This window comes from Bradyrhizobium sp. 521_C7_N1_3, assembly GCF_052075975.1.
GTDB lineage: Bacteria > Pseudomonadota > Alphaproteobacteria > Rhizobiales > Xanthobacteraceae > Bradyrhizobium > Bradyrhizobium japonicum.
This window is the reverse complement of the sequence record NZ_CP197232.1, coordinates 3,682,879-3,707,876: the sequence shown is the minus strand read 5'-3', so window position 1 is coordinate 3,707,876 and position 24,998 is coordinate 3,682,879. Positions and strand designations below refer to the sequence as shown.

20 protein-coding genes and 2 pseudogenes are annotated in these 24,998 nt (G+C 64.7%); 5 read left to right on the top strand and 17 right to left on the bottom strand.

The features are described 5' to 3' along the window. From AB7008_RS17200 to AB7008_RS17185, 4 genes are all read right to left on the bottom strand, one after another. A complete protein-coding gene (locus AB7008_RS17200; RefSeq protein ID WP_028157208.1) occupies positions 1-2,367 on the bottom strand; it encodes an efflux RND transporter permease subunit in 2,367 nt (788 codons plus the stop codon). Positions 2,368-2,573: 206 nt separating this feature from the next. Next, positions 2,574-3,359, bottom strand: a complete 786-nt coding sequence (gene eutC, locus AB7008_RS17195) for an ethanolamine ammonia-lyase subunit EutC (RefSeq protein ID WP_304493373.1) — start codon at positions 3,357-3,359, stop codon at positions 2,574-2,576. 6 nt (positions 3,360-3,365) lie between these two features. Continuing rightward, positions 3,366-4,952, bottom strand: a complete 1,587-nt coding sequence (locus AB7008_RS17190) for a B12-binding domain-containing radical SAM protein (RefSeq protein WP_304493372.1) — start codon at positions 4,950-4,952, stop codon at positions 3,366-3,368. Between the two features lie 149 nt (positions 4,953-5,101). Further along, on the bottom strand, positions 5,102-6,484 hold the full coding sequence (locus AB7008_RS17185) for an ethanolamine ammonia-lyase subunit EutB (RefSeq protein WP_304493371.1): 1,383 nt from the start codon (positions 6,482-6,484) through the stop codon (positions 5,102-5,104). Between the two features lie 290 nt (positions 6,485-6,774). On the opposite strand from AB7008_RS17185, the gene AB7008_RS17180 reads away from it, so the two are divergent. Further along, positions 6,775-8,514: a methyl-accepting chemotaxis protein gene (locus AB7008_RS17180; RefSeq protein ID WP_304493370.1), complete on the top strand. Its 1,740-nt coding sequence runs from the start codon at positions 6,775-6,777 to the stop codon at positions 8,512-8,514. Positions 8,515-8,725: 211 nt separating this feature from the next. Here the strand turns inward: AB7008_RS17180 and AB7008_RS17175 are convergent, their stop codons facing one another. Both AB7008_RS17175 and AB7008_RS17170 read right to left on the bottom strand, forming a co-directional pair. Next, positions 8,726-10,159 (bottom strand): hypothetical protein, encoded by a 1,434-nt coding sequence (locus AB7008_RS17175; protein ID WP_441259131.1) that lies wholly within the window; start codon positions 10,157-10,159, stop codon positions 8,726-8,728. Between the two features lie 356 nt (positions 10,160-10,515). Next, a pseudogene (locus AB7008_RS17170) lies at positions 10,516-10,638 on the bottom strand (EamA family transporter); the annotation flags it as partial. Here AB7008_RS17170 and AB7008_RS17165 point away from each other — a divergent pair. The 4 genes and pseudogenes from AB7008_RS17165 to AB7008_RS17150 all read left to right on the top strand — a co-directional run. Next, positions 10,639-10,776, top strand: a pseudogene (locus AB7008_RS17165) (carbon-nitrogen hydrolase family protein); the annotation flags it as partial. Positions 10,777-11,175: 399 nt separating this feature from the next. Further along, positions 11,176-11,628: a phasin family protein gene (locus AB7008_RS17160; protein ID WP_304494648.1), complete on the top strand. Its 453-nt coding sequence runs from the start codon at positions 11,176-11,178 to the stop codon at positions 11,626-11,628. A 218-nt stretch (positions 11,629-11,846) separates the two neighbouring features. Continuing rightward, positions 11,847-12,056, top strand: a complete 210-nt coding sequence (locus AB7008_RS17155; RefSeq protein ID WP_028157200.1) for a hypothetical protein — start codon at positions 11,847-11,849, stop codon at positions 12,054-12,056. Positions 12,057-12,096: 40 nt separating this feature from the next. Further along, a complete protein-coding gene (locus tag AB7008_RS17150) occupies positions 12,097-12,288 on the top strand; it encodes a hypothetical protein (protein ID WP_028157199.1) in 192 nt (63 codons plus the stop codon). 47 nt (positions 12,289-12,335) lie between these two features. Here the strand turns inward: AB7008_RS17150 and AB7008_RS17145 are convergent, their stop codons facing one another. From AB7008_RS17145 to AB7008_RS17095, 11 genes are all read right to left on the bottom strand, one after another. Beyond that, positions 12,336-13,094, bottom strand: coding sequence for a Crp/Fnr family transcriptional regulator (locus AB7008_RS17145; RefSeq protein ID WP_441259130.1), 759 nt, complete (start codon positions 13,092-13,094; stop codon positions 12,336-12,338). Positions 13,095-13,391: 297 nt separating this feature from the next. Further along, positions 13,392-14,618: an acyl-CoA dehydrogenase family protein gene (locus AB7008_RS17140; RefSeq protein ID WP_028157198.1), complete on the bottom strand. Its 1,227-nt coding sequence runs from the start codon at positions 14,616-14,618 to the stop codon at positions 13,392-13,394. A 283-nt stretch (positions 14,619-14,901) separates the two neighbouring features. Further along, entirely contained in the window at positions 14,902-16,113 is a 1,212-nt protein-coding gene (locus AB7008_RS17135; protein ID WP_304493367.1) for an ABC transporter substrate-binding protein, read from the bottom strand. A 113-nt stretch (positions 16,114-16,226) separates the two neighbouring features. Continuing rightward, positions 16,227-16,451 carry a hypothetical protein gene (locus tag AB7008_RS17130; protein WP_014496835.1) on the bottom strand — a complete coding sequence of 75 codons (225 nt, stop codon included), beginning with the start codon at positions 16,449-16,451 and terminating at the stop codon, positions 16,227-16,229. A 92-nt stretch (positions 16,452-16,543) separates the two neighbouring features. After that, complete coding sequence (locus AB7008_RS17125) at positions 16,544-17,119, bottom strand: HdeD family acid-resistance protein (protein ID WP_014496836.1); 576 nt, start codon at positions 17,117-17,119, stop codon at positions 16,544-16,546. Between the two features lie 128 nt (positions 17,120-17,247). Then, entirely contained in the window at positions 17,248-18,771 is a 1,524-nt protein-coding gene (locus AB7008_RS17120; RefSeq protein WP_304493366.1) for an FAD-dependent oxidoreductase, read from the bottom strand. Positions 18,772-18,803: 32 nt separating this feature from the next. Continuing rightward, on the bottom strand, positions 18,804-19,430 hold the full coding sequence (folE, locus tag AB7008_RS17115; protein ID WP_441259129.1) for a GTP cyclohydrolase I FolE: 627 nt from the start codon (positions 19,428-19,430) through the stop codon (positions 18,804-18,806). Positions 19,431-19,556: 126 nt separating this feature from the next. Continuing rightward, the gene (locus AB7008_RS17110; protein WP_304493364.1) at positions 19,557-20,447 is read right to left on the bottom strand and encodes an alpha/beta fold hydrolase; all 891 of its coding nucleotides are present in this window, start codon (positions 20,445-20,447) and stop codon (positions 19,557-19,559) included. A 115-nt stretch (positions 20,448-20,562) separates the two neighbouring features. Continuing rightward, positions 20,563-21,390, bottom strand: a complete 828-nt coding sequence (locus AB7008_RS17105) for an HD domain-containing protein (protein WP_028146934.1) — start codon at positions 21,388-21,390, stop codon at positions 20,563-20,565. Positions 21,391-21,596: 206 nt separating this feature from the next. Then, the gene (locus AB7008_RS17100) at positions 21,597-22,475 is read right to left on the bottom strand and encodes a transglutaminase family protein (protein WP_248882061.1); all 879 of its coding nucleotides are present in this window, start codon (positions 22,473-22,475) and stop codon (positions 21,597-21,599) included. Then, positions 22,472-24,997, bottom strand: coding sequence for a circularly permuted type 2 ATP-grasp protein (locus tag AB7008_RS17095; RefSeq protein ID WP_248882060.1), 2,526 nt, complete (start codon positions 24,995-24,997; stop codon positions 22,472-22,474). Before AB7008_RS17095 ends, AB7008_RS17100 begins: the two co-directional genes overlap by 4 nt. Position 24,998 lies beyond the last annotated feature (1 nt).

Here is a 24,998-nt window from a genome sequence, read left to right as displayed (position 1 = left end):
TCAGATCGCCGGCTTGTCGGGGCCCTGAAGCCTGGCGTGCAGGTTGATCAGCCACATCGCCGTCGGCCGCAGGATGAAGAGGTCGGCGACGAGGGCCATCACCATCGAGAAGGCGCTGAGCCAGCCGAACAGCCGCAGCGACGGCAGGTCGGAGAACACGGTGACGACGAGGCCGCAGGCCAGCACCACCGTGGTCAGGATCAGCGCCGGGCCGACCAGCACGGTTGCGCGCTCCACTGCCAGCGCCGCGCCGACGCCCGGCTTGCTCTCGAGCCTCAAGCGGTTGAGGAAGTGGATGGTGGCGCTCAAGCCCAGGCCGAACGAGACGGTGAGCGCGACGACGCTGGCGAATTGCAGCCCCTCGCCCATTGCCCAAAGCACCGTTCCCGACATCACCACGGGGAAGATACCCGGCAGGATACAGGCGAACATCACCACCCAGGAGCGGAAGGCGAGCCCGATGAAGATCGCGACCAGCGCGAACTCGACGGTGAGGCCGCGGTTCAGCTTCTCGATCATGCTGGCCGAGTTGCGCGCAGCGATCGCGGCAAGGCCCGTCACCGCGATCTCGTAGCCGGGATGCTTCTTGCGGACGGCGTCGAGCTCGGAATCGAGCTTGTCGACGATCGGCAGCAGCTGGCTGGAATCCTTGTCCGGCACGCGGCCCGCGACCACAACGGCGTCCTGTTCGGCGTCGATGAAGCGCCGCACCAGATGCTCGGGGATGACGCTGACATATTCCTTCAGCGTCGCGACGTCGGCGCTGCCGGCCTTTTCCGCAAGCCAGCGGCGCAGGGTCTCGAGCGACCAGACATTGCCGACACCGGCCGCCTTCTCGACGGTCGCATGCACGTCGGCGATGGTCTGGAGCGTCTCCGGCGAATAGAGCGTTTCACCCTTGGGGAACTGGATCAGCACGTTGACGGGGTTGGCGCCGGTGAGCTTGGCATCGAGCCGGTCGCTGGCGGCAACCGCCTGGCGCTTGTCCGGCACCTGGTCGGCGAGCCGGTAGCGCGGCTCCAGATTGGCATAGATGACGCCGAGACCGGCAACGAACAGCACCGCGATCAGGCTGAACAGGCCGGGACGGCCCACCATGCGCACCGCGATCCAGTAGCAGAAATTGCGCAGCGCCTGGACGCCGGCATCCGCGCTCTGGAACTTGACCGCGAACAGCTTCTCGTTGCGCACGAGCAGCACGCCGAACACCGGCACCAGCGACAGCACCGCGACCAGCGCGATGATGGTGGCGGCGAGGCCCGCCTCGCCGAACTTGCGGATCAGGTCGGAGTCCGAGAATTGCAACGCAATGAAGGAGATGCCGGCGGTGCCGTGCGTCAGCACGCAGGCCGGTCCCACCACCAGCACCGCGTTCTTGAACGCGGTGAACTTGTCCTGGCCCGCGATCAGCCGGTCGCGCGCGGCGAAGGTGAGCTGCATCGAGTCGGAGAAGCTGATGACCATGATGAGCGGCGTCATCACGTTCAGGAACATGTTGAGATTGAAATTGGCCCAGCCGAGCGCACCGAGCGCCAGCAGGATCGCGATCATCGGCGGGAACGCCGCCGCCACCATGAACGAGATCTTGCGGAAGAAGATGATGGCGATGATACAGCCGGCGAGAATGCCGAGGATGTTGTAGGTGAGCCCGTCGCGCTCGACCGCGTTGCGGATCTCGAGCTGCATCACCGGCACGCCGGAGAGCTGCACGTTAAGGCCGGTATCGCCGAGGTCTTCCTTCATCAGCGCCCGGATGTCGCCGATGGTCTTGGTCAGCTTGCTGGAGGCGACCACCTGCGGATCGAGCGACAGCACGATCAGCGCCAGCGTGCCGTCCTCCGACAACAGCTTGCCGCGGATGATCTCGTTGTTCTTGACGGTCTCGATGAACTTGTCATAGGCCGCGCCCTCGGGCAGCTCGGGCGGGAACAGCGCCGCCGGCAGCTTGCCCGGCGCCGGCGCCTGCCGCGCCGAGAACAGCGAGACCAGGCCGCGCGTGCCTTCCACCAGCTGCATGTCGGTGACGAAGTCGCGCAGCTTCTCGAGGTTGTTTCGCGCCAGGAGGTTCTTGCCTTCGACCACGACGAGGACGTCGAACTCCTCGGCCGGGAACTTCTTGGTCACCTCTTCATACTGCTTGAATTCGCGGGTGTCGGAGCGGAACAGCTGCGACAGCGAATCATCGATCTTGATCCGGTGGATGCCGAACACGGCACCAACGATCAAGGCGAGCAGAACGATGCAGGAGAGGATCGGCGCCCGGACGGCGATCAGCCCGATGCGCTCGAGTCCGAAGGCGATCGAGGACGTCGGTCCCTGCTCGACCTTGTCGACATGAACCTCATTCTCGCGGTGCTTTTCGAGCATGCCTTGTCCAGTTCCTAAATCGGCTCGGGTCTGTGAGCTTATTGCGTCCCGCGAACGGCTTGAAAATGCCATACCAATGGGAGGCTTGCCCTTTGAAAATGCGCGGAAAATCGCCGCGAGGGGTTTAGCAGGTCAATAGCCCGACTCGCAAGCAGGCGAAGTGTGGCCGAATCGATCAAGATGTGGCGATTTTGCCAGAACGCCCGTCATTCGGGCAAAGCCGTGCCAATTCGACGCGGCGCACGGTCCGCGCTCTCGTCTTTCAGCGCCACGCCGGTGACCTCCCGGGCCATCCCCTCACGGACCAGCCAGGCGATCTTGAAGGCGGCCTCGTCATGGCTCAACCCGGCCTTGTGGATGTTCGAGACGCAATTGCGTTCGGCATCGGTACGGCCCGGCTTCGGCGCGAAGGTCAGATAGGCGCCGAGGCTGTCAGGCGCGGACAGGCCCGGCCGCTCGCCGATCAGCGTCACCACCATGCGCGCGCCGAGAATCGCGCCGATCTCGTCGCCGAGCGCGACGCGCGCGCCTGAGGCGACAACGACATGTCCGATCGCGACGTCGCCCCCTTCCGCGAGCAGCGGCAGCAGGTGAGACACCAGCGCCACCGCGTGGGCGTGGACCGCAGCCGCCGACAGGCCGTCGCCGATCACGACCGCGAGCCGGCACGGCTCCGAGGCATGTCGTGCCAACAGTTCGACCGAGCCCGCATCGAGCTGTCGCCCCAGATCCGGCCGCCGCAAATAATCCCTGCGGTCGACCGCCTGGCTCCGCGCCTCGGTGACGACGAGGCCAAGCGCGCGGAGATCGGCGACCAGACGCGGCGCGTCGAACACTGCATGCACGGCGTCGCGGGCGCGGGCATGGTCCAGCGTGAAATCCAGCAAGGCCCCTGTCGGCACGCTCGCGCCGCTGCGCCCGAGCGCGACGCGCGCGGGCGTGAGCGAGCGCAGATCGAGGGTCGGGCGGCGCGGAACGGCCGGATCAGACATGTCGCATCATTCGGCGGGAACGGAGGCTTCCCGCAGCCGCAGCGAATAGTTCGAGGCATTCTGCTTGCCGCTGGACGCCGCGCGCGCAAACGTAATCAGGTGGTGCGCGATCAAGGTGCAGCCGATCAGCCCTTCGATGTCGCCGCGCTTGATGCGCCCGAGCGCAAACCTCCAGAACACGCGCCTGTAGTCGCCGAGCACACCGACCTTCCAGAAGATGTTGCGCAGCATGACGAGACCGCGCCGGATGTTGGGCCAGGTCTTCATCTCGTCCGGCGTCGGCATCTTCAGGCGGTGCACATAGACGTTGTCGCATTGATACTGGAAACGCGCATAGACCTTTTCGGGCTCGTAGGCGACGCCCATGGCGTGCTTCCAGGATGCGACGACCTCGTCATAGGGCAACAGGAAGTCGACGTTGGAATCGCGGCCGTCATCCTCGATCAAGCGTCCCTCGCGCTCCAGACGGTCCCACAGCGGCGTCTTCGGCAGCGCCTGGAGCAGGTTGATGGTGAGCAGCGGAATCCGGGACTCCTCGACGAAGGCGAGCAGCGCGTCGGAGGTATTCGGCTTGTCGGTGTCGAGCCCCATGATGATGCCGGACACGACCTCCATGCCGTAGGAGTTGATCGTTTGCACGCCCTCGAGGATCGGGACCATCATGTTGTGGTCCTTGTGCATCGCCTTCAGCGCGTCGGGATCGGGCGTCTCGATGCCGCAGAAGATGGTGATGAAATAGGCCTCGCGCATCTTCTCGAGGATCTCGGGCCGCTTGGCGATGTTGAGCGTCGCCTCGCAGGCGAGCCGCACCACATAGCCGGTCCGCTTCTGCCATTCGATCAGGTGCGGCAGCAGGTCCATCGCCGCCTTGCGGTTGCCGATGAAATTGTCGTCGACGAAATAGACCGTGTCGGTCATCCCGCATTCGCGCAGGCGATCGAGCTCGGCGATGATCTGCTCGGGCGACTTGAGGCGCGGATTGCGGCCGTAGAGGCCGGGGATGTCGCAGAACTCGCACTGATAGGGGCAGCCGCTGGAATACTGGATGCTGCCGAGGAAGTATTTCTTCACGTCGGCGAGTTCGTAGGCCGGGATCGGAAACTCCGTCATCGGCACGCGGTCCTTGGTGGTGAGCACCACCTGCTCGCCGGGACGCGACGTGTCGCGCGCCAAAATCTCGATCAGCCGATTGGTGGCGTCGCCGAGTTCGCCGACATGGAGATAGTCGAAGGACGGATAATAGTCCGGACAGGCGCTGACGGAGGGACCGCCGAGCGCGACCGGAAGATCGAATTCATGGGCGCGGCGGCAGATGTCGTTCATCTGCTGGCGCTGGATGTGCATGCCGCTGACGAAGACCGCCTCCGCCCACGCGAACTCTTCGTTGGTCGCGCGACGGAGATTCTCGTCGACGAATTTGACCTCCCACTCCTCGGGCAGATAGGCCGCGAGCAGCAAAAGCCCCTGCGGGGGCATGAAGGCGCGGACGCCGTCGGTCAATGGATAGGAATGCTCGAACGTCCCGAACGACGAGGTGTACCGCGGAAACACGCACAGAATCCGTCGGGCCGTACCGTTACTTTCAGCTCGCATCAAAGCTCCCCCGCCACCGACATAGCTGCGGAAATTGCCAGCCAGACACATAGCGTAATGCTGTCGCCGGAATTTCTCAATATTGTGGCAGGACCATAATTCCGAGAGGGACCAATGGTTTCCTCAAGCCGCCGGGCGCTCCCGCCGCGTCACGCGATCAGCCGTGAGGCAAAATCGGGCAGCAGGCCTGCGTCGCCGGCAAGACGGAAATCGGCGCCGGCGATCCCCGACTGCACCAGCCAGTCGTCGAATTCCGGCGCGCGGCGCAGGCCGAAGACGTCGCGGACATAGAGCGCGTCGTGAAAAGACGTCGACTGGTAGTTCAGCATGACGTCGTCGGCCCCGGGGACACCCATGATGAAGGTGACGCCGGCGGCCGCCAGCAGCGTCAGCAGATTGTCCATGTCGTCCTGGTCCGCCTCGGCGTGGTTGGTGTAGCAGATGTCGATCCCGAGCGGCAGGCCGAGCAGCTTGCCGCAAAAATGATCCTCCAGCCCGGCGCGGATGATTTCCTTGCCGTCGTAGAGATATTCCGGGCCGATGAAGCCGACCACGCTGTTGACCAGCAATGGCGCAAAGGCGCGGGCGACCGCATAGGCCCGTGCCTCGCAGGTCTGCTGGTCGACGCCGTGATGGGCGCCCGCCGACAGCGCCGAGCCCTGGCCGGTCTCGAAATACATCACGTTCTCGCCAACCGTGCCGCGCTTCTGCGACAGCCCGGCCTGCTGCGCCTCCTTCAGGACCGCGAGGTCGACGCCAAAGCTGCGATTGGCGGCCTCGGTGCCGGCGACCGACTGGAAGACGAGGTCGACCGGCACGCCCTGCCCGATCAGCGACAGCGTCGTCGTGACATGGGTCAGCACGCAAGCCTGCGTCGGGATCGTCAGCCGGGCGATGATCTCATCGAGCAGCCGCAGCAATTGCGCGATGACAGCGGGATCGTCGCTGGCCGGATTGATGCCGATGCAGGCATCGCCGGCCCCCAACAGGATGCCGTCGAGGATCGAGGCGGTGATGCCCCTGGCATCGTCGAAGGGATGGTTGGGCTGAAGCCGCGTGCTCATCCGCCCCTTCAGGCCGATGGTGTTGCGAAAGGCGGTGCTGACCTCGCATTTCCGCGCCGCCAGGATCAGGTCCTGGTTGCGCATCAGCTTTGACACCGCGGCCGCCATCTCCGGGGTGATGCCGGCTGCCAGCCTGCGCAAGACCTCGGATGTCGCCGCGTCCGACAGCAGCCAGTCGCGAAAGGCGCCGACCGTCAGCGAAGCCACCGGCGCGAATGCCCTGGCATCGTGGCTGTCGATGACAAGGCGGGTGACCTCGTCGGCCTCGTACGGGATGACGGCTTCCTGCAAGAACTGCCCGAGCGGGACGTCGGCGAGCGCCATCCGCGCCGCGATCATCTGCTCGGCGCTTGCCGCGGCAATCCCGGCCAGCCGGTCGCCGGAGCGCGGCGGCGTCGCCTTGGCGAGCAGGTCGCGCAGGTCCGGAAATGTGTAGGTCGTGGCGTCGATGGTGTGGCGGTAGACCAAAGGCCCCTCCGGGGTTCATCGGCCAGTGGCCGACTCAAAATCGAATACGCGCTCGGCGGCCGGCGTGCACGCCGATGTTTGGGGCATCGTGGGCGAATCCCGGGCCGGCCCGGCGGAAACCGAGACAATGGAGCCAAGCGGCTGAAATAGCTGTCCTTTCTTTCGACTAAGGACGAAGGGGTTGGGCCATGGCGTTAAGACGGCGTCCATCTTCATTCTGCATAGTTTTGCATCAATTTTATACGACCGCGCTCTCCGGCCATTGCCGGCCATTGGGGCCTCTGAAAAGCATGACAACCGACCGTTCTGGGAATGCCACGGGGCTGGCGGGCCGCTTCACGCTTGCGACCAAGCTCTATGCGATCTTCGCGCTGTTCGCGCTGCTCACGGCGGCGATCGCGATGCTGTCCGACTACAACAGCCGCCGCAGCGCCGAGTTGACGAGCGCGATCGAGACGGCGAACGCCGCAGCACTCAATGTCGAGCGGGTCAACTCGCTGGTCTACGCGGTCGTAATGGAATCGCGCGGCGTCTACATGTCGACCGAACCGGCCGTCGTGAAGAAATACGGCGAAGGCCTGCTCAAGTTCAACGCCCAGATCCTCGACGTCGTGAAGCGCTGGGAGACCATCGTCAAAGCCGACGATGCCGAGCAGTTCGCCACGTTCAAGAAGCGCATCGAGCAGTTCGTCGAATTCCGCAAGGAGCTGGTGCGCCGCGGCGTCGAGATCAATGCGGCCGCGGGCCGCGAATGGGGCGACAACGACGCCAATCGCGCCGTGCGCTCGGCGCTGAACAAGGATCTCGAGGCGCTGTCGAAGGTCTATGCCGAGCGCGCCAGGCAGATCGCGCGCGAGACCGAGACCAATCGCACCCTCTCCTTCGTGCTGACCTGTCTCGGCGGCGTGGCGCTGGCCCTCGTCGTGATCGGCATCGTCATCATCGCCCGCTCGATCGCCCGCCCCCTCTCCGCCATCACCGCGACCATTGAGCAGGTCGCGGACGGCGCCGAGAATGTCGTGGTGCCGCACTCTGACCGCGCCGACGAGATCGGCGCGCTGGCACGCGCCATCCAGATCTTCCAGGACGCGATGGGCCGCAACCGCAATCTCGCCTCGCAGGTCTCGCAGGACTCCGCCGCGCGCGAGCAGCGCGCCCGCCACATCGAGCAATCCGTCGAGGCGTTTGGCGAGGCGATCGGCGCGATCATGCGCGGCCTCAGCGACAACGCCTCCGTCATGCGCGAGACGGCACAGACCATCACCCGCGTCACGGCGGACGCGAATAGCCGCGCCGGCACCGCCGCGAACGCCACCGAGCAGGCCTCGCACAACGTCACGGCGGTGGCAGGCGCAGCCGAGGAGCTGTCCGCGTCGGTGGTGGAGATCGGCCGCCAGGTCCGGCAGTCCGCAAGCGCGGTCGAGCAGACCGGCCAGCGCACCGAGAAGTCGATCTCCGAGATCGAAAGCCTCGCGGCCGCCACCCAGCGCATCGACGGCGTGCTCAACTTGATCCAGGCCATCGCCGAGCAGACCAATCTGCTCGCGCTCAACGCCACCATCGAAGCCGCGCGCGCCGGTGACGCCGGCCGCGGCTTTGCCGTCGTCGCGCACGAAGTCAAGGCGCTGGCGGGTCAGACCGCCAAGGCGACCGCCGAGATCGGCGAGAACGTCTCGATGATCCAGGCGTCCACCCGCAACGCAGTCGATGCCGTGCGCGAGATCGGCGGCGCCGTGCGCGAGATCAACGAGGTCACCTCGGCCATCGCCGGCGCCGTCGGCCAGCAGGACGCCGCCACGCGCGAGATCTCGTCCAACGCCCAATCGGCCGCGCAGGGCAACGAGACCCTGGTCGCCAACATCACCTCGCTGCGCGACGCCATCGGCGAGACCGACACGGCGGCAGCCTCCGTGCTGACGGCGGCGAGCAGCCTGACGGAGACGGCGGACACGCTGTCGCGGGAGGTGGAAAAGTTCTTCCAGAACCTGCGTTCGGGAGCCGCGGACAGCCGCGTCGCGAAGGCCGGGTGACGGCGCGTCCGCCGCTGCCGAAGGCGACGGCGGGGCTTGCCCAGCAAAAATCGGGAAAACAACCTCATGCACAGTAGGCGGGGATAGCTGAATCAATGGCTTGATCGCCGGCGCGAGCGCCTGCTGATTTTACGAAATATATTTGACGCGTCGGGCAAAACACTGGCATGATGTCGTCATGGCGCATTCGGCCCCGAACGAGACGGGACTATCATTCCGAACCGGAAGCATCGACCAATATGCGAACGCGGCCGTCGGCATCCTCGACTTCACGATAACGGCTCAACTCCGCCTTGAGGTCGGGATCCGAATTGGCCCAGGCCAGCCAATCGAATGGCATTGAGCTCAGCAGATAGGTATCCACGAGAATCACATTCGGACGACCGGCTCGCAGGTCCGCCAACAGCAGCCGCCGCTCGAAATTGATGATGCCGTCCAGTTTCGCTCGCTCCCCCTCGGGCAGTTGCGAGGTCTTCTGTTGGAGCATCGAGCCGGCCGCCAACGCCTGCCCACACGTGTTGCCCGCCCAGGTCGCATTGATCTGACGGACGAGCGGATGCCCGAGAGCGACGTGATCGCCGATCGTGATCAGCCGCGGATGCTTTGCAAGGGCCAGGATACGCCCCTCCAGTGGCGGGAACGGCCGCACCTGAAGGGACAAGCGGGAGCCGATGCACACAATCGCAGCAAGAGCGCAGATCATGACGGGCAGGCGCAACGCCTTCGTGCGAGCCTGCAGCAACGGTGCGGCACTCGCAAACATGCAAAGCGCAAATGCCGTGTAGGTCCAGCCCTTGCCCTGGATGATGAAACTCGCCGCTCCGCCTACCGCCGCGGCCAGCCACGGCGTTGCGCCGCCTTCCCATTTGAAGTCCTGCGGCGCCAACAGGCGCACGAGGCCGACGGAAGCGACCAGCATAACGGCCGGGAAAAAAAGCAGATCGCCGAAATCCATCCTCAATGGCACATAGGCGGCAGTGACCATCGGGGCAAAAGTCAACAGATAAGCCGGAAAGAAGACGGCGAGCACCGCTCCGTAGCCGATGACGACAGCGGCGGCCGCACACGCTTCGGGGGTGAACAAGGGTCTGATGGAACGTTGACGGAGGACGCAGAGGATGATCGGCAGGCCGACCACGAGGGTAAGGTAGGGCTTCAGGCTCATGCCCAACCCGGCACCCAGTCCCGCCAGGATCGCAATCGGTCCGGGCGCAAGCCCGCGCCAGCGGATCGCAGCAATGGCGACAAAGGGCGTCATCGCAACGACGGCGATGTGTTCACGCTGTCCGAATACGGCGCTGGGAAAAATTGCGAACAGGAATGCGAGCACGCATGCCGTAATGCTCCTCTCGTCGGCTTCCAGCTTTGCCGCCGCAGCGGCGCGATCGATGATGACGAGTGCTGCAACGATCTCGATCATCACCAGGATGATCACGATGATCTCGGGGGCAATGCCGGTGATGCGCGCAAGCTGCAACGCCGGCATATACAAATAGACCGACAGCGGCGGGTTCAGCTCGAAGACGTCGACGCCGAGCTTTCCGCCATCGAGAACCTTCTCGCCTTCGGTCAGCAGGCAGCTCAAATCCGCGTTGAGAACGACAGGCATTTGAACGAGCAAGGCCATCAGCAGGATCGCCGACACGATGATCCAGCGGTAGCTCATGCTGATCGTGCTTCCTGACATGGCCAGGGACGTGACCGCCTCTTTTGACGCCGGCAAAGGCCCTCTCCTCGAACGGAAGCGGTCTATTCTCTCTCACCCGTGCGCGAACCTGCCGCAGCGCGCACTCAGCGCCACTTTCAATCGGGAGTCGTTACTATTGTGCTACAATGATCTGAAACAATGCCGTAACGACCTGAAACAGTGCCGTTTCATGGTTAAATGTCAGGTCGAATGGCGAGACGCCGGGGGTTGCGCGTGGCATCCTGCGCGCCGTCGCACCGGTACGGTCTTCCAAATTGAGGCCGCGGAGCCACATTTCTCCCCCAAGCGCTTCATCCGATGAAGACTGTGTAGGCGAGCGCCAGCCACCCATGTCCGTCCGCCGTGACAAGGCTCGCCGCTTGTCCATGTTCAAGGAGCAACGACATCACCATGACCTGCGGCACCGTGAGAAGTGCGCGGCGAGCTTCTTCGTCGATCCGACCGGTGACGTTTTCGGCGACACGCTGCAAGACGAAGAAGGCATCGCCTACGCAGACATCGACCTCAACAAATGCGTCGAGCCGAAGCAATTCCACGATGTCGTCGGCTACTACGCGGCTTGCGCCGGCGAAATTTTTCGACGAGGCCGCGCAGCCACCGACCGGCGCTGCGCTGCAAGCGGCCGGTCAAGCCGAAATCGGGGAGCGATTGGGATAATCCTGTCCGCTACTGCTGCCGATCTATTCCGTGCTTCGGTTATTTGCACAGCACCTTCTGTTGATATGACAATTGTGTGACTTGACATCGTCCCAAGAATTTTTGTCGAGAGTCGCAAAGCGAACGGACACCTCATATCACTTGGGACATAGTGGTAACCGGGCTGGACAGAAGCTCATCAAAAATCGATCGGATACGGAAGCGGGCATCCCGCCTCCACGAACTCCTGCGGCGCAAACCAGCGTCGCGGGAAACGGTGTCACTTGAGTATGGGGATAGTCGTGAGTGAAAGTGAAATGAAAGCTGAACCGAAGGCAACGAACGGCTTTGCGATGCCGTCGTTCGAATTCCCGAAGTTTGCTCTGCATGGCGTGCTTAGGGAAGTTTCCGACCAGGGCGTGGCCCGCGCGCGGGAAGGCTGCGAGAAGATCAAAGCTTCGACCGAAGAGATGGCCGAAGCACTGCGCGAGACTTATTCGACCAACGCAAGGAGCGCGACCGACTACGGCCTCAAGATCATCGAGATCTCGAACGCCAATACCGCCTCCGCGATCGATTTCTTCATTCATCTCCTGGGTAGCAGGTCGACGAGCGATGTCGTTGCCGTGTCGACTGAGCAGGCGCGCAGGACTTTCGATACCGCATCCGCCCAGAGCAAGGACCTGTGGGTTCTGACGCAGAAGTTCGCGACAGAAACTGGCGAGCCGCTCAGGAGGCGCGTCGCCAAGGCGCTTCACCAGGGCAGCTAAGCCGCAGTCAATTACATCCAGGTTCGTTCAAGAGGGAGATCCGGCCGGTTGGACCAAGCTCCGCCACGAGCATGCCCACCTCATGCTCGGTCGAAGAACAGGCAGGTGCGCGATGCCCCCCAAGCCCACCGCACCAACAAGAGGCGCAATCCAATCGGCCGGGTTGTCTTTAAAGACCAATAGAGAAAATCCAAAAATCAAGTTCAGGGGAGGCTTACATGGGCATGATCATGATCAAGTGTCCGCAGACCGGACGCGCGATCCCTACCGGCATCAAGACCGATCGCGAGAGCTTTCGGCGCAGCCCCGTTTTCTTTGCGCACACCCGCTGCCCGATTTGCCGGTCCAATCACAACTGGTTCGCTCGGGAAGCCTGGGTCGACGAGGCCGGCACCTTTGCGCCTCGGATCGCCCGCTTGCAGGCATGATCGACCAAACATGCATCGATGATCGCGATGGAGGGACACCATGGCGCACATGCAAATTTCGCGGGAAACGTCCGCTTGGCTCTTGCAGGCGAAGGAATTTCTTATCGAGGCACGACGGCTGAAGCCGGGCCCTGCCCGCAACGAATTGCGTGAGACGGCGCGCGTGCTGCGCGAAATTGCGGAGCTTGAGGCTGACTCCGTGCCGGGCCCTGGTCGAGCGAAGACAAGCTGACCGACGCGAAGCATCAGCTGCTCACAAGGTATCACCGCGATATCACATCAGGTGGCGACCGGAACGCGGGATCCGGGCACGCCGATCGACAAAATCTCCTCGAGTTCGCTTGACATGGTGCCGTGGCATTCGCAAGCGGCCGCAGCAAGCCGCATTGGGTCGACTTCGATTTGACCTCGTCGCTCCGATCGGATCGCTCCGGACGCGCGCAGACTGCGCATCAGGAGAGTCACTGTGGTTCGTCGCACGCCGAGTATCTGCGACAGCGCCTCCTGGGTGAGCGGAAGGACGTCGTGGTCGGTCCGATTGCGAAACTGGAGCAGCCAGCGGGCGATCCGTGCCTGGACCGGATGTAACGCATTGCATGCCACGCCGAGTTGAAACTGCGCAAGCATCGCCCGGACGTGAAGCTGGACGACCTGCCGTATCGCGGGGCTTCGATTGAAGGCAGCGTGAAACCGCGAGGCCGGAATCCGCGAGGCGGTGCCCGTCACGCGGACGATGGCGGTGATTGCCGAAGGCGACGGTCCAAGCACCGAAAGCATGCCGACAGCGCCCTCGCGGCCGACTGCGGCCGTGGCAACCGTCTGCCCGCTTGCCATGTTGACCATCAGCGAAACGGCCCCGCTATCGGGGAAGAGAATGTGCTCAAGACGATCGCCCGTACGCGAGAGAACCGCGTCCTGATCGAGTGCTACCGTCTCCAGGTCGGATGCAAGCGACGTGAAGTCCGCTGGCGGCACTGCCGCCAGGAGGCGGTTGCGAATTCGCCCCGGGGAAATCACGTCAGGAAGCCTCTTGGACAAGGCATCTCCCGGCTTGTCCATTCCGGCCGGAAAGGCGGCTTCAGGGGTTGTTTGGACCTGTGTTCCCTAGGCGCAACGCAGCCAAATTCGCTTGCAGTCGTTATTAATCTCAACAATGAAACTCCAAACGCTTACAACACCAGTGCAATTATTCTGCGCTGGCCGCTGAAAGAGTTAGCAAGATTTGTGAGGCCGCAGACAATTGCAAAATGCGTATGGGTAACACCGTAGTGGGTCCCGCGGCAGTAGTTCCATTGCCCAATGGCGTGCGTACTGAAGGAAGCAACGCAACCAAATTCAAAACTGTCCGCCGCGCTTGATCAGCTCCTTGCCGACCGCGGCAAGGTGCACCTGGTCGGGGCCGTCGCCGATGCGGATGAAGCGGGCATAGACGTAGGCGCGGGCGAGGAAGGTGTCTTGCGAGACGCCGGCCGCGCCGTGGATCTGGATGGCGCGGTCGATGACGCGGGCGGCCATGCTGGGCACCACGATCTTGGCCGCGGCGATCAGGTCGCGCGCGGACTTGTTGCCTTCGCGGTCCATCTTGTCGGCAGCTTGCAAGGTGAGCAGCCGCGCCTGTGCGATCTCGCAGAAGGAGTGCGCGATGTCCTCGCGCACCGAACCTTGGTCTGCGAGCGGCTTGCCGAAGGCTGTGCGCGACACCGAGCGCTGGCACATCAATTCGAGCGCGCGCTGGGCGCAGCCGATCAGGCGCATGCAATGGTGGATGCGGCCGGGGCCGAGCCGGCCTTGTGCGATCTCGAAGCCGCGGCCCTCGCCGAGCAGGATGTTCTCGGCCGGTACACGGACATTCTCGTAGACGATCTCGGGATGGCCGACCGGCGCGTCGTCGTAGCCGTAGGTCAGCATATCGCGAACGATACGCACGCCGGGCGTCGCCTTGGGCACCAGGATCATGGATTGCTGGCGATGGCGGTCGGGATCGTCGGGCGCGGTCTTGCCCATCACGATCAGGATCTCGCAATCCTCGTTCATCGCGCCTGACGTGAACCATTTGCGGCCGTTGATGACGTAGTCGCTGCCGTCGCGCTTGATCTCGCACTGGATGTTGGTGGCATCGCTGGAGGCGACCTGCGGCTCCGTCATCGAGAAGCCGGAGCGGATGCGCCCCTCCAGCAACGGCTTCAGCCAACGCTCCTGCTGCGCCGGCGTGCCGTAGTTCGCCAGCACCTCCATGTTGCCGACATCAGGGGCCGAGCAGTTGAAGATTTCGGGCGCCCAGAGGATGCGGCCCATGATCTCCTTCACCGGCGCATATTCGAGATTGGTGAGGCCAGTGTTGTTAGGGTCTTGGCCGTGCTCGCCTGACAGGAACAGGTTCCAGAGCCCCTGCTCCCGCGCCAGCCGCTTCAGGTCCTGGAGGATCTGCGGCGTCTTGTAGCGCGTGGCCTCCGGCTTGACCTGCTCGTAATAAAGCTCCTCGACCGGCTCGACATGCGTCCGCATGAACTGGCGAACGCGCTCCTGCAGCTCCAGCGAACGGGCGGAGTGTTGAAAGTCCATGGGGTTCTCCTGTTCGCTACTTTTGAGGTCGTCATGCCCGGGCTTGTCCTGGGCATCCATGTTCTTCGTGCCGTGCGGAAAGGCGTGGATGGCCGGGACAAGCCCGGCCATGACGTTGTGGAAACACCGGTGTCTGCAAGACGGATGCAGTCTCGTAGGGTGGGCAAAGCGGAGCGTGCCCACCATTTCTCTCGAATCATTGATAGGTGGTGGGCACGGCGCAAGGGCGCCTTTGCCCACCCTACGCTTCCGAGCTAGCGGAGAGACGCTGGCTCACTCAGTCTCACGTCCCGCGCAAGAGCTCGCTCGCCACGATCCAGTCGTTGCCGTCGAACTGGAGCATATAGCCGTCCTTGATCGGGCGGAAATCCTGCGGTGTGGTGTTGAGCGTGATGCCGGGCATCAACAGCGACAGCGGCACGTTCTTGAGGTTCGCCGCCTGCGCCATGATGTTCTCGCGCGTCAGATTGTCCTTGCACTGCTTGAGCAGGACGACCAGCGCCTCGGCGACGGTGTAGCCATAGAGGCCGGCGACGTTGTTGATGTCGGCATTGGGCAGGCGCTTCTTCATGAAGTCGATATAGGACGTCATCGCCGGGTCGTCCTTCGGCTGCTCAACAAACGGCTTGAGCGAGCCCAGCGACAGCACGCCCTTGCCGGCATCGAGGCCCGCAGGGACCATGACGGTCGCCTTGTTGGCGCAGCCGGAGGCGAGGAAGCGCGTCGGCTGCCAGCCGACCTCATGGGCCTTGCGGATCGCCTGCGCGCAGGCGCGCGGCGTCACCGAATAGATCATGAAAACGTCGGCCTTGGTGTTGGCCAGCGTCAGCACCTGGGAATCGACGGTGGGATCGGTGACCTCGAAGCTCGAGGCCATCGCGAGCGCCTTGTCGGCGTCGGCACCAAGCGCTTCCTTGACGCCGCGAAAATATTCCTTGCCGGCGTCGTCGTTCTGATAGAGCACCGCGAAGCGCGCATTCGGGTTCTTGGCGCGGGCATAGGCGACGTCGATCGCGGCCTCGCTGGTGTAGTTCGGCGCCCAGGGCAGCGCCATCGACCACGGCATGTTGGCGGGATCGTTCCACTTCGAGGCCGAGCTGATCAAAAAGAGCTGCGGCACCTTGTTGCTGTTGAGATATTTTGCGATCGCCGAGCTCGGCGCGGTGCCCATGGTCGCGAAGATGAAGGCGACACCGTCACCCTCGACCAGCCGCCGCGCCGCTTCCATGGTCTTCGGCGGCGAGAAGGCGTCGTCGAGCGACAGGAGATTGAGCTTGCGGCCGTTCACCCCGCCCTTTTCGTTGACCTCGTCGAAATAAGCGGAGATGACCCTGCCCGTGATGCCAAGCGGCGATGCGGGACCGCTATAGGGCATGGTGTTGCCGATCTTGATCTCAGTGTCACTGACACCGGGACCGTAGGACTTTTGCGCGGAGACGGGCGTGGACAGGCAGGCGGCAGCCAGCGCTGCGGCCAGGACCAAAGCGGCTCTCATGGTTTCTCCCCGGTGATGATCGTCCACGCGAGGCGACCGCGCGGCGTGCTGCTTTTTGCCAGCACGTCAGCTCAGCGGAGTTCCGCAAGATGGTCTTGCGTCGAGTTGCTGGTTCATTCGACGTCTCGTTTCGAACCTGCGTATGAACGCCGCAGCAGGGCGAACAGGCTGCCGCCGGTCGCGGCTCCAACGAGATAGACAACGAGGGTTTGGAGCGCGAGCGGCAGACTGAGATTCATCTTGAAGAAGGAGATCGTGACCGTGTCGAGATTCTGCACGGCGAAGACGATGGTCGCTGCGGCGAAAAACACGATCACGGCGAGATGAAACCAGCGCATGACAATCCCTCAGCGTCGCCCGACGCGCGATGAAATCTGGATGAACGGTCATCGCGCTCTTGGGCGACCACGGTCCTTCTCCGGATCAAGCCTTAATGGCGCCGCCGCAGGCTAAAGCCCAGACTGACCCAGCCGGCGCCGGCCATGATCAGGTCGATGCCGAGGAACAGGCCGAGGATATAGACGCTGTTGACCGGCCAGCGCGCCAGGATCAAGAGCCCGAGCAGCAGAGTGATGACCGCAGACAGCGCCACCCACACCCACGGGCTTTCCCTTTTCATGCTGAAGGCGAGAAACAGCCTGACGGCGCCCGAGGCCAGCAGCGACGCGCCGAGGAACAAGGTGAGCAGCACCGCGGCGAACAACGGGTTCTCGAAGGTCAGGAAGCCCGCGACGATATAGAGCACGCCGAGCAAGGCCCAGATCAGGAACTTGCCCCAGCTCTTCATCTGGAACGCGCCGATCACCTCGGTGACCCCGGCGATGATCATCATCACACCAACCACGAGCACGCTCGCCACCGTCGCCATCATCATGCTGCCGAGCGCGATGAAGCCGGTGATGAGATAGACGACGCCGAGGGCGACGATCCAGCCCCATTTGGCGTGCAGCGCAGCAATGCCGGACCCAAGACCCAAGTTTGGAGACGTATCCGAAGCACTTGTCATGACGGCTACTCCTGCATGCGAAGTCCCAAGGCACATCTCAGGATAGCACGAGCCGCGCCGGGACAACAGCCAGTAGAGCAGCCCCGCGGGACCCCCCATTGACTTAAGTCAAGGGCGGACGGGGCGCCTCACGCGCGCGAGCGCTCCATGTCGAGCTCGGCCTTGAGATTATCGAGATCGCGATAGATCGAAGCAACTGCCAGCACGCGCCCGCCCTTGCGGTACTTCAGCAGGCAGTCCCTGCTGTCGATGCTGCCGTCGATCGCTATGTCGTCGAAGCTCTCGGCATGGCCGACATAGTTGATCGGAACGTCATAGTGCTGCGACCAGAAGAACGGCACGGCGTCGAAGCGTTCGCGCCTGCCGAGCATGTTGCGCGCCGCGGCCTGGCCCTGCCGCTCCGCCACCACCCAGTGCTCGACGCGGATGTTCTGGCCCGAATGCGGATCGGGCCAGCGCGCGATGTCGCCGGCCGCGAAGATGCCTGATGCGCTGGTCTCGAGATACTCGTTCACGCTGACGCCGCGATCGATGGCGAGCCCCGCCTGCTCGGCGAGCACAAGGCGCGGCCTGACACCGATCCCGACCACGACCAGATCGGCCTCGATCACGCTGCCGCTCTTCAGCGTGGCGCGTTTGCCCTCGAGCTTTTCCACGGTGTCCTCGAGGTGAAAGTGGACGCCATTGTCTTCATGCAGCGCGCGGACGAAATCGCCCATCTCGGGGCCGAGCACGCGCTGCATCGGCCGCTGCTCGGGGGCAACCACATGCACCTCCAGCTTGCGCGCCCGCAAGGAGGCCGCGACTTCGAGGCCGATGAAGCTGGCGCCGATCACCAGCGCGCGCGTCGCGCTGCCGGCCGCCTTGATGATGGCGCGGCTGTCGGCGACGGTCCGCAAGGTGTGCACATCGGGCTGGTCCGCGCCCGGAATCTGCAATTTGACCGGTTCGGCACCGGTCGCGAGCAGCAACCGGTCGAACGGCAGCTTGTCGCCACTGCCGAGCGTGACGATGCGCGCCTTCGGATCAATCGCTGCAACACTCGTGTTGAGCCTGAGATCGATGCCCGCGTCCTGATAATAGTCCTCGCCCCGCAACGGCAGCCAATCCTCGGGTGCACTGCCGGCGAGGTAATCCTTGGAGAGGTTCGGCCGGTCGACCGGCATCGCGCCGTCATCGCTCAGCATGGTGATAGCGCCGGCAAAGCCCTCGCGCCGCAGCGTCTCGGCGGCCGCAAAGCCGGCCGCACCGCCGCCGACGATGACGAACTTTTCCGGCGTCGGCGCGCTGCGATGTGACGCTGCAGGCTGCGGCATCTCGCGCTTGCGCTGAACCGAGATCCTGTCCTGGTCGCGCGTGACCTCCCAGACCGCCAGCGCGTTCAGCGCCGGCGGGCGGGTGGCCTCGCCGGTGCGCAAGGAGAAGCAGGCGTGATGCCAGGGGCAGCGGATGGTGTCGCCCACGACCAGCCCTTCGGCGAGTGGGCCATGGTAGTGGCTGCAGGACGGCTCGATGGCGAAGATTTCGCTGCCGGCTTGCACCAGCAAGATGTCTTCCTCGCCGACATGGCCGAGCAGCTTGCCGTCCTCGAACGCGCTCAGCAACACGCCCCTGGTGAGGTCCGGCCCGCTCGGCGTCTTGTGCTCGGTCATGGTGTCGTCTCCTTCAGCTCGGCCCGCGCGGATCACGCGTCCGAATTGGCCAGCCTCAACAGCTCCTGACGCGTCAGCGCGTTGTCACGGAACACACCCAGCATGCGGCTGGTGACGAGATCGGTCCCAGGCTTATGCGCGCCACGCGTGGTCATGCAGTGATGCGTCGCCTTGATGATGACGCCGACGCCTTCCGGCTTCAATACATCGTTGATCGTATTGGCGATCTGCGCGGTCATCTTCTCCTGGATCTGGAGGCGTTTTGCGTAGATGTCTACCACCCGCGCGAGCTTGCTGATGCCGACGACGCGCCCCTGCGGGATATAGGCCACCCAGGCGCGGCCGACGATCGGCGCCATGTGGTGCTCGCAATGGCTTTCGAAGCGAACGCCGCGCAGGACGATCATCTCGTCATAGCCTTCGATTTCCTCAAAAGTCTTTTGCAGGATTTCGGTCGGATCCTGCGCATAGCCGGAAAAATACTCCTCGAAGGCGCGCGCAACCCGGTCCGGCGTGTCGTGCAGACCGTCGCGCGCGGGATCGTCGCCCGCCCAGCGGATCATGGTCCGGACCGCCTGCTCGACCTCGGCCCTGCCAGGCCGTTCGCCCGGCAGCTGCGCCACCGCGACGCCCTCCAACCTGCGCGCATGTGAATTCATCAATAGCCTCCCTGCAATGAGCCGCGCACATCTGGCGGTCCCTCAGCTTGGACGGCTGCAATCGGAAAAGGTTCCCGAAGTCGCGAAAAATCGGGCGTCCGGGCAGCAGGGCGGGAAAGCCGGGCTTTACGAGGCTGCTTTCCGCACGTCGAGCACGGCGCGGGCCCATTCCGCAGGCCGCTCCTGCGGCAGGTTGTGGCCCGCTCCAGCGAAGACACGCCGTTCGAAGATGCCTTCGAACTTGGGCGCGTGATGGGCGGTGCCGGGATTGACGCCGTCGCTGTCGCCGTCGACCGCGATCGTCGGAACACGGATCGGCGGCTGCGCGGCGAGCTTGGCCTCGATCGCGGCATAGGCGGGATCGCCTTCGACCAGCCCATAGCGATGACGGTAGGAGTGGATCACGACATCGACGAAATCAGGATTGTCGAACGACACCGCACTTGTCTCGAACGTCGCGTCGTCGAAGCCCCATGTCGGCGACCACATCGCCCAGAGCTGGCGCGCAAAGCCGCGCCGGTTGCGCTCCAGCGCGCGGCGGCCGCGCTCGTTGTGGAAGAGATATTGATACCAGAGCGCCGCTTCCTCCGATGGCGAAGCCGGCTCCATCGCACGCGCGATGTTCTGGATGTTGTAGGAATTGCCGGAGACGAGGGCGATCACGCGTTCGGGATGCAGCACCGAGACCACGCAGGCCGCGCGCCCGCCCCAATCATAACCGCCGACCACCGCGCGTTCGATACGAAGCGCATCCATGAAGGCCAGCAGATCGGCGCCGAGCGCCGCCTGCTCGCCGGAGCGCAGCGTCGCGGCGGACCGGAAGCGCGTCGGCCCGTAGCCGCGCAGCCACGGCACAAGCACCCGCGCCCCCGCTTCCGCGATCAGAGGTGCGGTCTCGGCATAGGCGTTCACATCATAGGGAAAGCCGTGGCCCATGATGCAGGGCCAGCCATCCGGCGCGCCGTATTCGAGATAGGCGATATCGAGGACGTCCGTGGCGATGGTTTTTTGTTGCATGATTTACTCGCGGATTTGTGGCTTCGTAGCCCGGATGGAGCGGAGCGTAATCCGGTGGCGCCGGTATCCGCGAATCCCGGATTTCGCTGCGCTTCATCCGGGCTACAAGACCGCCCTATTTCTGTGGGCCTGACAGCGAGATCTCGCGTTCGGCGCGGAACACGTTGCTGTAGAGATTGGCGATCCACTGCCGGCCGATCTCGGTCTTGTTGAGATAGCCGATCTCGGTCTGGATGTGCGGTGCGACGCTGTTCCAGTAGAATTGTGGATAGCGGTTCACGATGTCGGCGGGCGAGTCGTAACCGAGCTGGCGATTGATGCCGACCTCTTCGAATTCGTAATAGAGCGCGTTGGCCTTGCGCAGATAGTTGGGATCGCCGAGCTGGCCGATGAAGTCCGCGGCGCGCAGGATCGAGGCTTCGTCGTCGTACTCCTGCCCTTCACGGGCCGGGAAACGAGTGCCCTCGATGGCGCGGGCGACGCGCTCACTGTCGATGCCGCGGATCGGCGGCAGCCGGCGCCGCACGAAAAGCATCGAACGATCAACGTGATACATCATCAGACTGGCATCCGACGCGCCGCGCGGCAGCGACACCTTGGTGCCGGCCTCGTCGACCACGAAACCGTCTTCGTCGTCCTCCGGAAACAGCCCGCGAACATAGCCGATGTCGTGCGCCAGGCAGGCGATCAGGATATGGATGTAGTCCTCGGCATCGAGGTGCGTGTGCAAATTGCGGCCAAGCATGATCGCCTGGGCCGCCAGCGTCACCAGCATCGTATGCTCGATATTGTGATAAAGCGCGTCGCTGTTGCCGATGCATTCCATCGCGGTGCGCGTCGAGGCCTCCACCACCCTGGCATAGGAATCGTCGTACCTGCGACGCATGAACGAGCCGAGCAACTTCTCCAGGGATTCAGCCGCCAGTCTCGGTAACGTCATCATGGATGCAGCCCCGCTTGTCGGTGGTGTCCCACGCCAGCTCCCGACGTCTCATTCGTGTCCTCAACGCAACGGCCAGCATAGCCCATCTTGGGCCAAGTGACCAAACGCCGGGACGAATTTACGGAAATATGTTGCTGTTCTGCCCTGCGCCATCACGGTTGCGGTCGGGCCGCGACACAGCCTGGCCGGGCCCGTCAAAACCGCTTTTATTCCACCAGCAGCACGTCCACGGCGACGCCGAGCTTCTGCTTCGGCGAGCCGACGATGATGCCGTCGACCGGCGAGACGTCGGAAAAGTCGCGGCCGACCGCGAGCACGATGTGATCGTTGGCGACCAGCAAATCATTGGTCGGATCGAAGTCGACCCAGCCAAGTTCAGCCCCGCACCACAGCGACACCCAGGCATGGGTGGCATCGGCGCCCTGCAAGCGCGGCTGGCCCGGCGGCGGAATGGTACGAAGATAGCCGCTGACATAGGCCGCCGGAAGGCCGAGCCCGCGCAGCCCTGCGATCATCACATGGGCGAAGTCCTGGCAAACGCCGTGGCGCTTGTCGAAGACCTCGCCAAGCGGCGTCGAGATCACCGTCGCCTTCGGATCGTAGCGGAATTCGGTGCGGATGCGATGCATGAGATCGGTCGCGCCGGCGAGGATCCCTGCGCCGGGCGCAAAGCTCGTGGCCGCATAAGCGCTGACGGGGTGCAGCACCGGCACCAGCGGGCTCGCAAAGACGTAGCCGACCGGCGAGGACGGCCCGAGGCTCGTTGCTTCAAACGCGATGTCGCGGATGCTCTCCCAGGGCGGGCTGACGGCATCGCGCGCCGGCGGCTGACGCGAGACCGACACGCGCGAGCGCGAGTCGATGCGCAAGTTTCGGTGCGCGGTCTCGATCACCACGCTCTCGGTGAGCGTGCCGAAGAAGTCGCGGCGGACGTGGCGCTCGGACGGGCGCGGCCGGATCTCGACCTTGTGCGAGATCAGCTCCTGACCGTTGCCGCTCTTCGGCTCCAGCCGCAGCGTGCAGCGGGCGAAGCTGACCGGACTCTCGTATTCGTAAGTCGTGACGTGACGGATGTCGTAGATCACGCCAACCCCGTTAGCTTTTCCGGACGGCTGGCATTGGGCCCGTGCGGGAAGTAGTGCAGCCCGATCGCCTCGGCGAGGCTGAGCAGGTCCTGCTCCAGCGAGAACAGGGTCTTGACCTCGAGCTTCTCGGCCTCGGCGGTTGCCAGCATCGCCTGCACCGCCACCGCGAGCCGCTGCGGCTGCTCGATCAGGCCGTGCTCCTTCAGGCTCGGCAGCGAAGCGATGTGCTCGTTCAACGTCGTCACCTGGAACGCGACCGAACGCGGATTGTAGCTGTCGAGCACCGCGAGGTCGCGCACCGGTGCCAGGATCGGCGCCAGCAGATAGCGCGAGCGATAGGTGATCTGGGAATCCACCAGCGTCAGCAGAATATCGAGATCCTCGTCGCAGGCCTCGTCATAGGCGAACTGGCGCGCGAAGCGCGTGGTGTTGATGGCGCGCTCGGTGCGGCGGCCGATATCGAGGAAACGCCAGCCGGCGGCGCGGTTCATGTTCTCCTGCGCCAGTCCTGCAAAGCTCGCCAGCTCCTGCAAGGTCAGCTCGGCCGCGCTCAGCACATCGTCGTCATCCTCGACCTCGTAGGCCAGGCGATCGGCCATCTCGGTGATGACCTGCCAGGCGTCGGGCGACAACCGCTCGCGCAAGGATGTCGCCGTGCGCTGCGCCGCGCGCACCAGCGACAGCGCCGAGCCGAAACGCTCCGGGCTCTGCAGCGCTTCGGCGACGATGCGCCCCGGCGCAGTGCGCGAGGCCTGCGAGATCGCGCCCCAGGCCACCAGCAGGCGCTGGATGCGGTCGGCCGATTGCAGCGAGGCCGCGGTGCCCTTGTTGGGCCCGCTCGGCGAACCCAGCGCGCGCACCAGCCGCAGTGTTGCCTCGGCGCGTTCGAGATAGCGGCCGAGCCAGAACAGATTGTCCGCGGCGCGGCTCGGCAGCACGCCGGCGATGCGGCGGATCCGGACCTTGTCAGTCGCAGGCAGCAGCGTCGCGATCGAGACCTTCTTGTCCGAGACAACCCAGACGTCGGCGGCGCGCGCGCCGTCGCCCATCGACACCGCGCGCGCATCCGCCTGCTCGGCGATCCGGCAGAAGCCGCCGGGCATGATGGCCCAGCCGTCGGGCGTCGCGGCCGCGAACACACGCAGCACGAAGGGACGCGGCGTGAGCTGGCCCTGCTCCCACACCGGCATGGTCGAGAGCCGCACCACCTCCTGGCCGACATAGTCCATGCCGCGCGCACTGATGGCGTCGACGAGACGCTGGCGCCCGGATGCGTCGAGCTCGCTCGCGAGCACCGGGCCATTGCTGTCGAAGCCGGGAACGCCGCGCCGATAGGCGCCCTCGATCGCGACCTCGTCGAGCCGTGACAACACCTCGTCGCGCGCGATGCGCTGGCCACACCACCAGGTCGCGATATGCGGCATCTTGAGCTCTTCGCCGAGCAGGCGGCGGCTCAGGGCCGGCAGGAAGCCGAGCAGCGCGCGCGCCTCCAGCACGCCCGAGCCCGGCATGTTGGCGACGACGACACCGTCCTTGCGCAGCACGTCGATCAGGCCGGGCACGCCGAGATGCGAGGACGCATCGAGCTCGAGCGGATCGAGCGAGTTGGAATCGACCCGGCGCAGCAGCACGTCAAGCCGCTTGAGGCCGGCAACGGTGCGGATGTGGATGCGGTTGTCGCTGACGGCGAGATCGTCACCCTCGACCAGCAGGAAGCCGAGATAGCGCGCCAGCGTCGCGTGCTCGAAATAGGTCTCGCTGAAGCTGCCCGGGGTGAGCACCCCGATGCGCGGCTCGTCGCGATCGGCGCGCGCGCGCAGGCTATCGCGAAACGCCTCGAAGAACGGCGCGACGCGCGGCACGTTCATCGACTTGTAGAGATCGGAGAACGCGCGCGAGAGCACCAGGCGGTTCTCCAGCGCATAGCCCGCCCCCGACGGCGCCTGCGTGCGGTCGCCGAGCACCCACCAGCGCCCGTCCGGCCCGCGGCCGACATCGGCGGCATAGAGCGAGAGATAGCGCCCGCCGGGCGGCGGCACGCCGCAGACGGGGCGAAGATATTCGGGACTGCCGGCGATCGCGGCGGCCGGCAGCGCGCCTTCCGCGACCAGCCGGCCCTCGCCATAGATGTCGCGCAGCACGAGCTCGAGCAGCTCGGCGCGCTGGGTGATGCCGGCTGATAGCTGCTTCCAGTCGGCCTCGTCGATCAGCAGCGGCAGATGGCTGATCGACCACGGCCGGTCGGCGCTGTCGCCGGGCGCACGGTAGGTGACGCCGGCCTCGCGCAAATGGCGGTCGGCCATGCCGAACCGCCGTTCGATCTCGTCCGGCGCGAGCGCGCCGAAGGCGTCGAAGAAGCGGCTCCAGACCGCGCGGGGGGCGCCGTCGGGCCCCAGGAACTCGTCGGGGATGCCGGGCAGGCGGCTATAGTCGCGGACCCATTGCGCGAGGCGGCGCTGGCCTTCGCGCTGACCTTGCGCCTTACCCGTCTTGTCGTCCTGTTCGGCTGCGCCCTCGCCCATG

What these genes read in the sequence shown, in the direction of transcription:
- AB7008_RS17200 (WP_028157208.1), bottom strand. Translation starts at nt 2,367, where the DNA reads ATGCTCGAAAAGCACCGCGAGAATGAGGTTCATGTCGACAAGGTCGAG.
- AB7008_RS17110 (WP_304493364.1), bottom strand. Translation starts at nt 20,447, where the DNA reads ATGCAACAAAAAACCATCGCCACGGACGTCCTCGATATCGCCTATCTC.
- AB7008_RS17180 (WP_304493370.1), top strand. Translation starts at nt 6,775, where the DNA reads ATGACAACCGACCGTTCTGGGAATGCCACGGGGCTGGCGGGCCGCTTC.
- AB7008_RS17135 (WP_304493367.1), bottom strand. Translation starts at nt 16,113, where the DNA reads ATGAGAGCCGCTTTGGTCCTGGCCGCAGCGCTGGCTGCCGCCTGCCTG.
- AB7008_RS17155 (WP_028157200.1), top strand. Translation starts at nt 11,847, where the DNA reads ATGGGCATGATCATGATCAAGTGTCCGCAGACCGGACGCGCGATCCCT.
- AB7008_RS17190 (WP_304493372.1), bottom strand. Translation starts at nt 4,952, where the DNA reads ATGCGAGCTGAAAGTAACGGTACGGCCCGACGGATTCTGTGCGTGTTT.
- folE (WP_441259129.1), bottom strand. Translation starts at nt 19,430, where the DNA reads ATGAATTCACATGCGCGCAGGTTGGAGGGCGTCGCGGTGGCGCAGCTG.
- AB7008_RS17095 (WP_248882060.1), bottom strand. Translation starts at nt 24,997, where the DNA reads ATGGGCGAGGGCGCAGCCGAACAGGACGACAAGACGGGTAAGGCGCAA.
- AB7008_RS17120 (WP_304493366.1), bottom strand. Translation starts at nt 18,771, where the DNA reads ATGACCGAGCACAAGACGCCGAGCGGGCCGGACCTCACCAGGGGCGTG.
- AB7008_RS17105 (WP_028146934.1), bottom strand. Translation starts at nt 21,390, where the DNA reads ATGATGACGTTACCGAGACTGGCGGCTGAATCCCTGGAGAAGTTGCTC.
- eutC (WP_304493373.1), bottom strand. Translation starts at nt 3,359, where the DNA reads ATGTCTGATCCGGCCGTTCCGCGCCGCCCGACCCTCGATCTGCGCTCG.
- AB7008_RS17160 (WP_304494648.1), top strand. Translation starts at nt 11,176, where the DNA reads ATGAAAGCTGAACCGAAGGCAACGAACGGCTTTGCGATGCCGTCGTTC.
- AB7008_RS17150 (WP_028157199.1), top strand. Translation starts at nt 12,097, where the DNA reads ATGGCGCACATGCAAATTTCGCGGGAAACGTCCGCTTGGCTCTTGCAG.
- AB7008_RS17140 (WP_028157198.1), bottom strand. Translation starts at nt 14,618, where the DNA reads ATGGACTTTCAACACTCCGCCCGTTCGCTGGAGCTGCAGGAGCGCGTT.
- AB7008_RS17125 (WP_014496836.1), bottom strand. Translation starts at nt 17,119, where the DNA reads ATGACAAGTGCTTCGGATACGTCTCCAAACTTGGGTCTTGGGTCCGGC.
- AB7008_RS17130 (WP_014496835.1), bottom strand. Translation starts at nt 16,451, where the DNA reads ATGCGCTGGTTTCATCTCGCCGTGATCGTGTTTTTCGCCGCAGCGACC.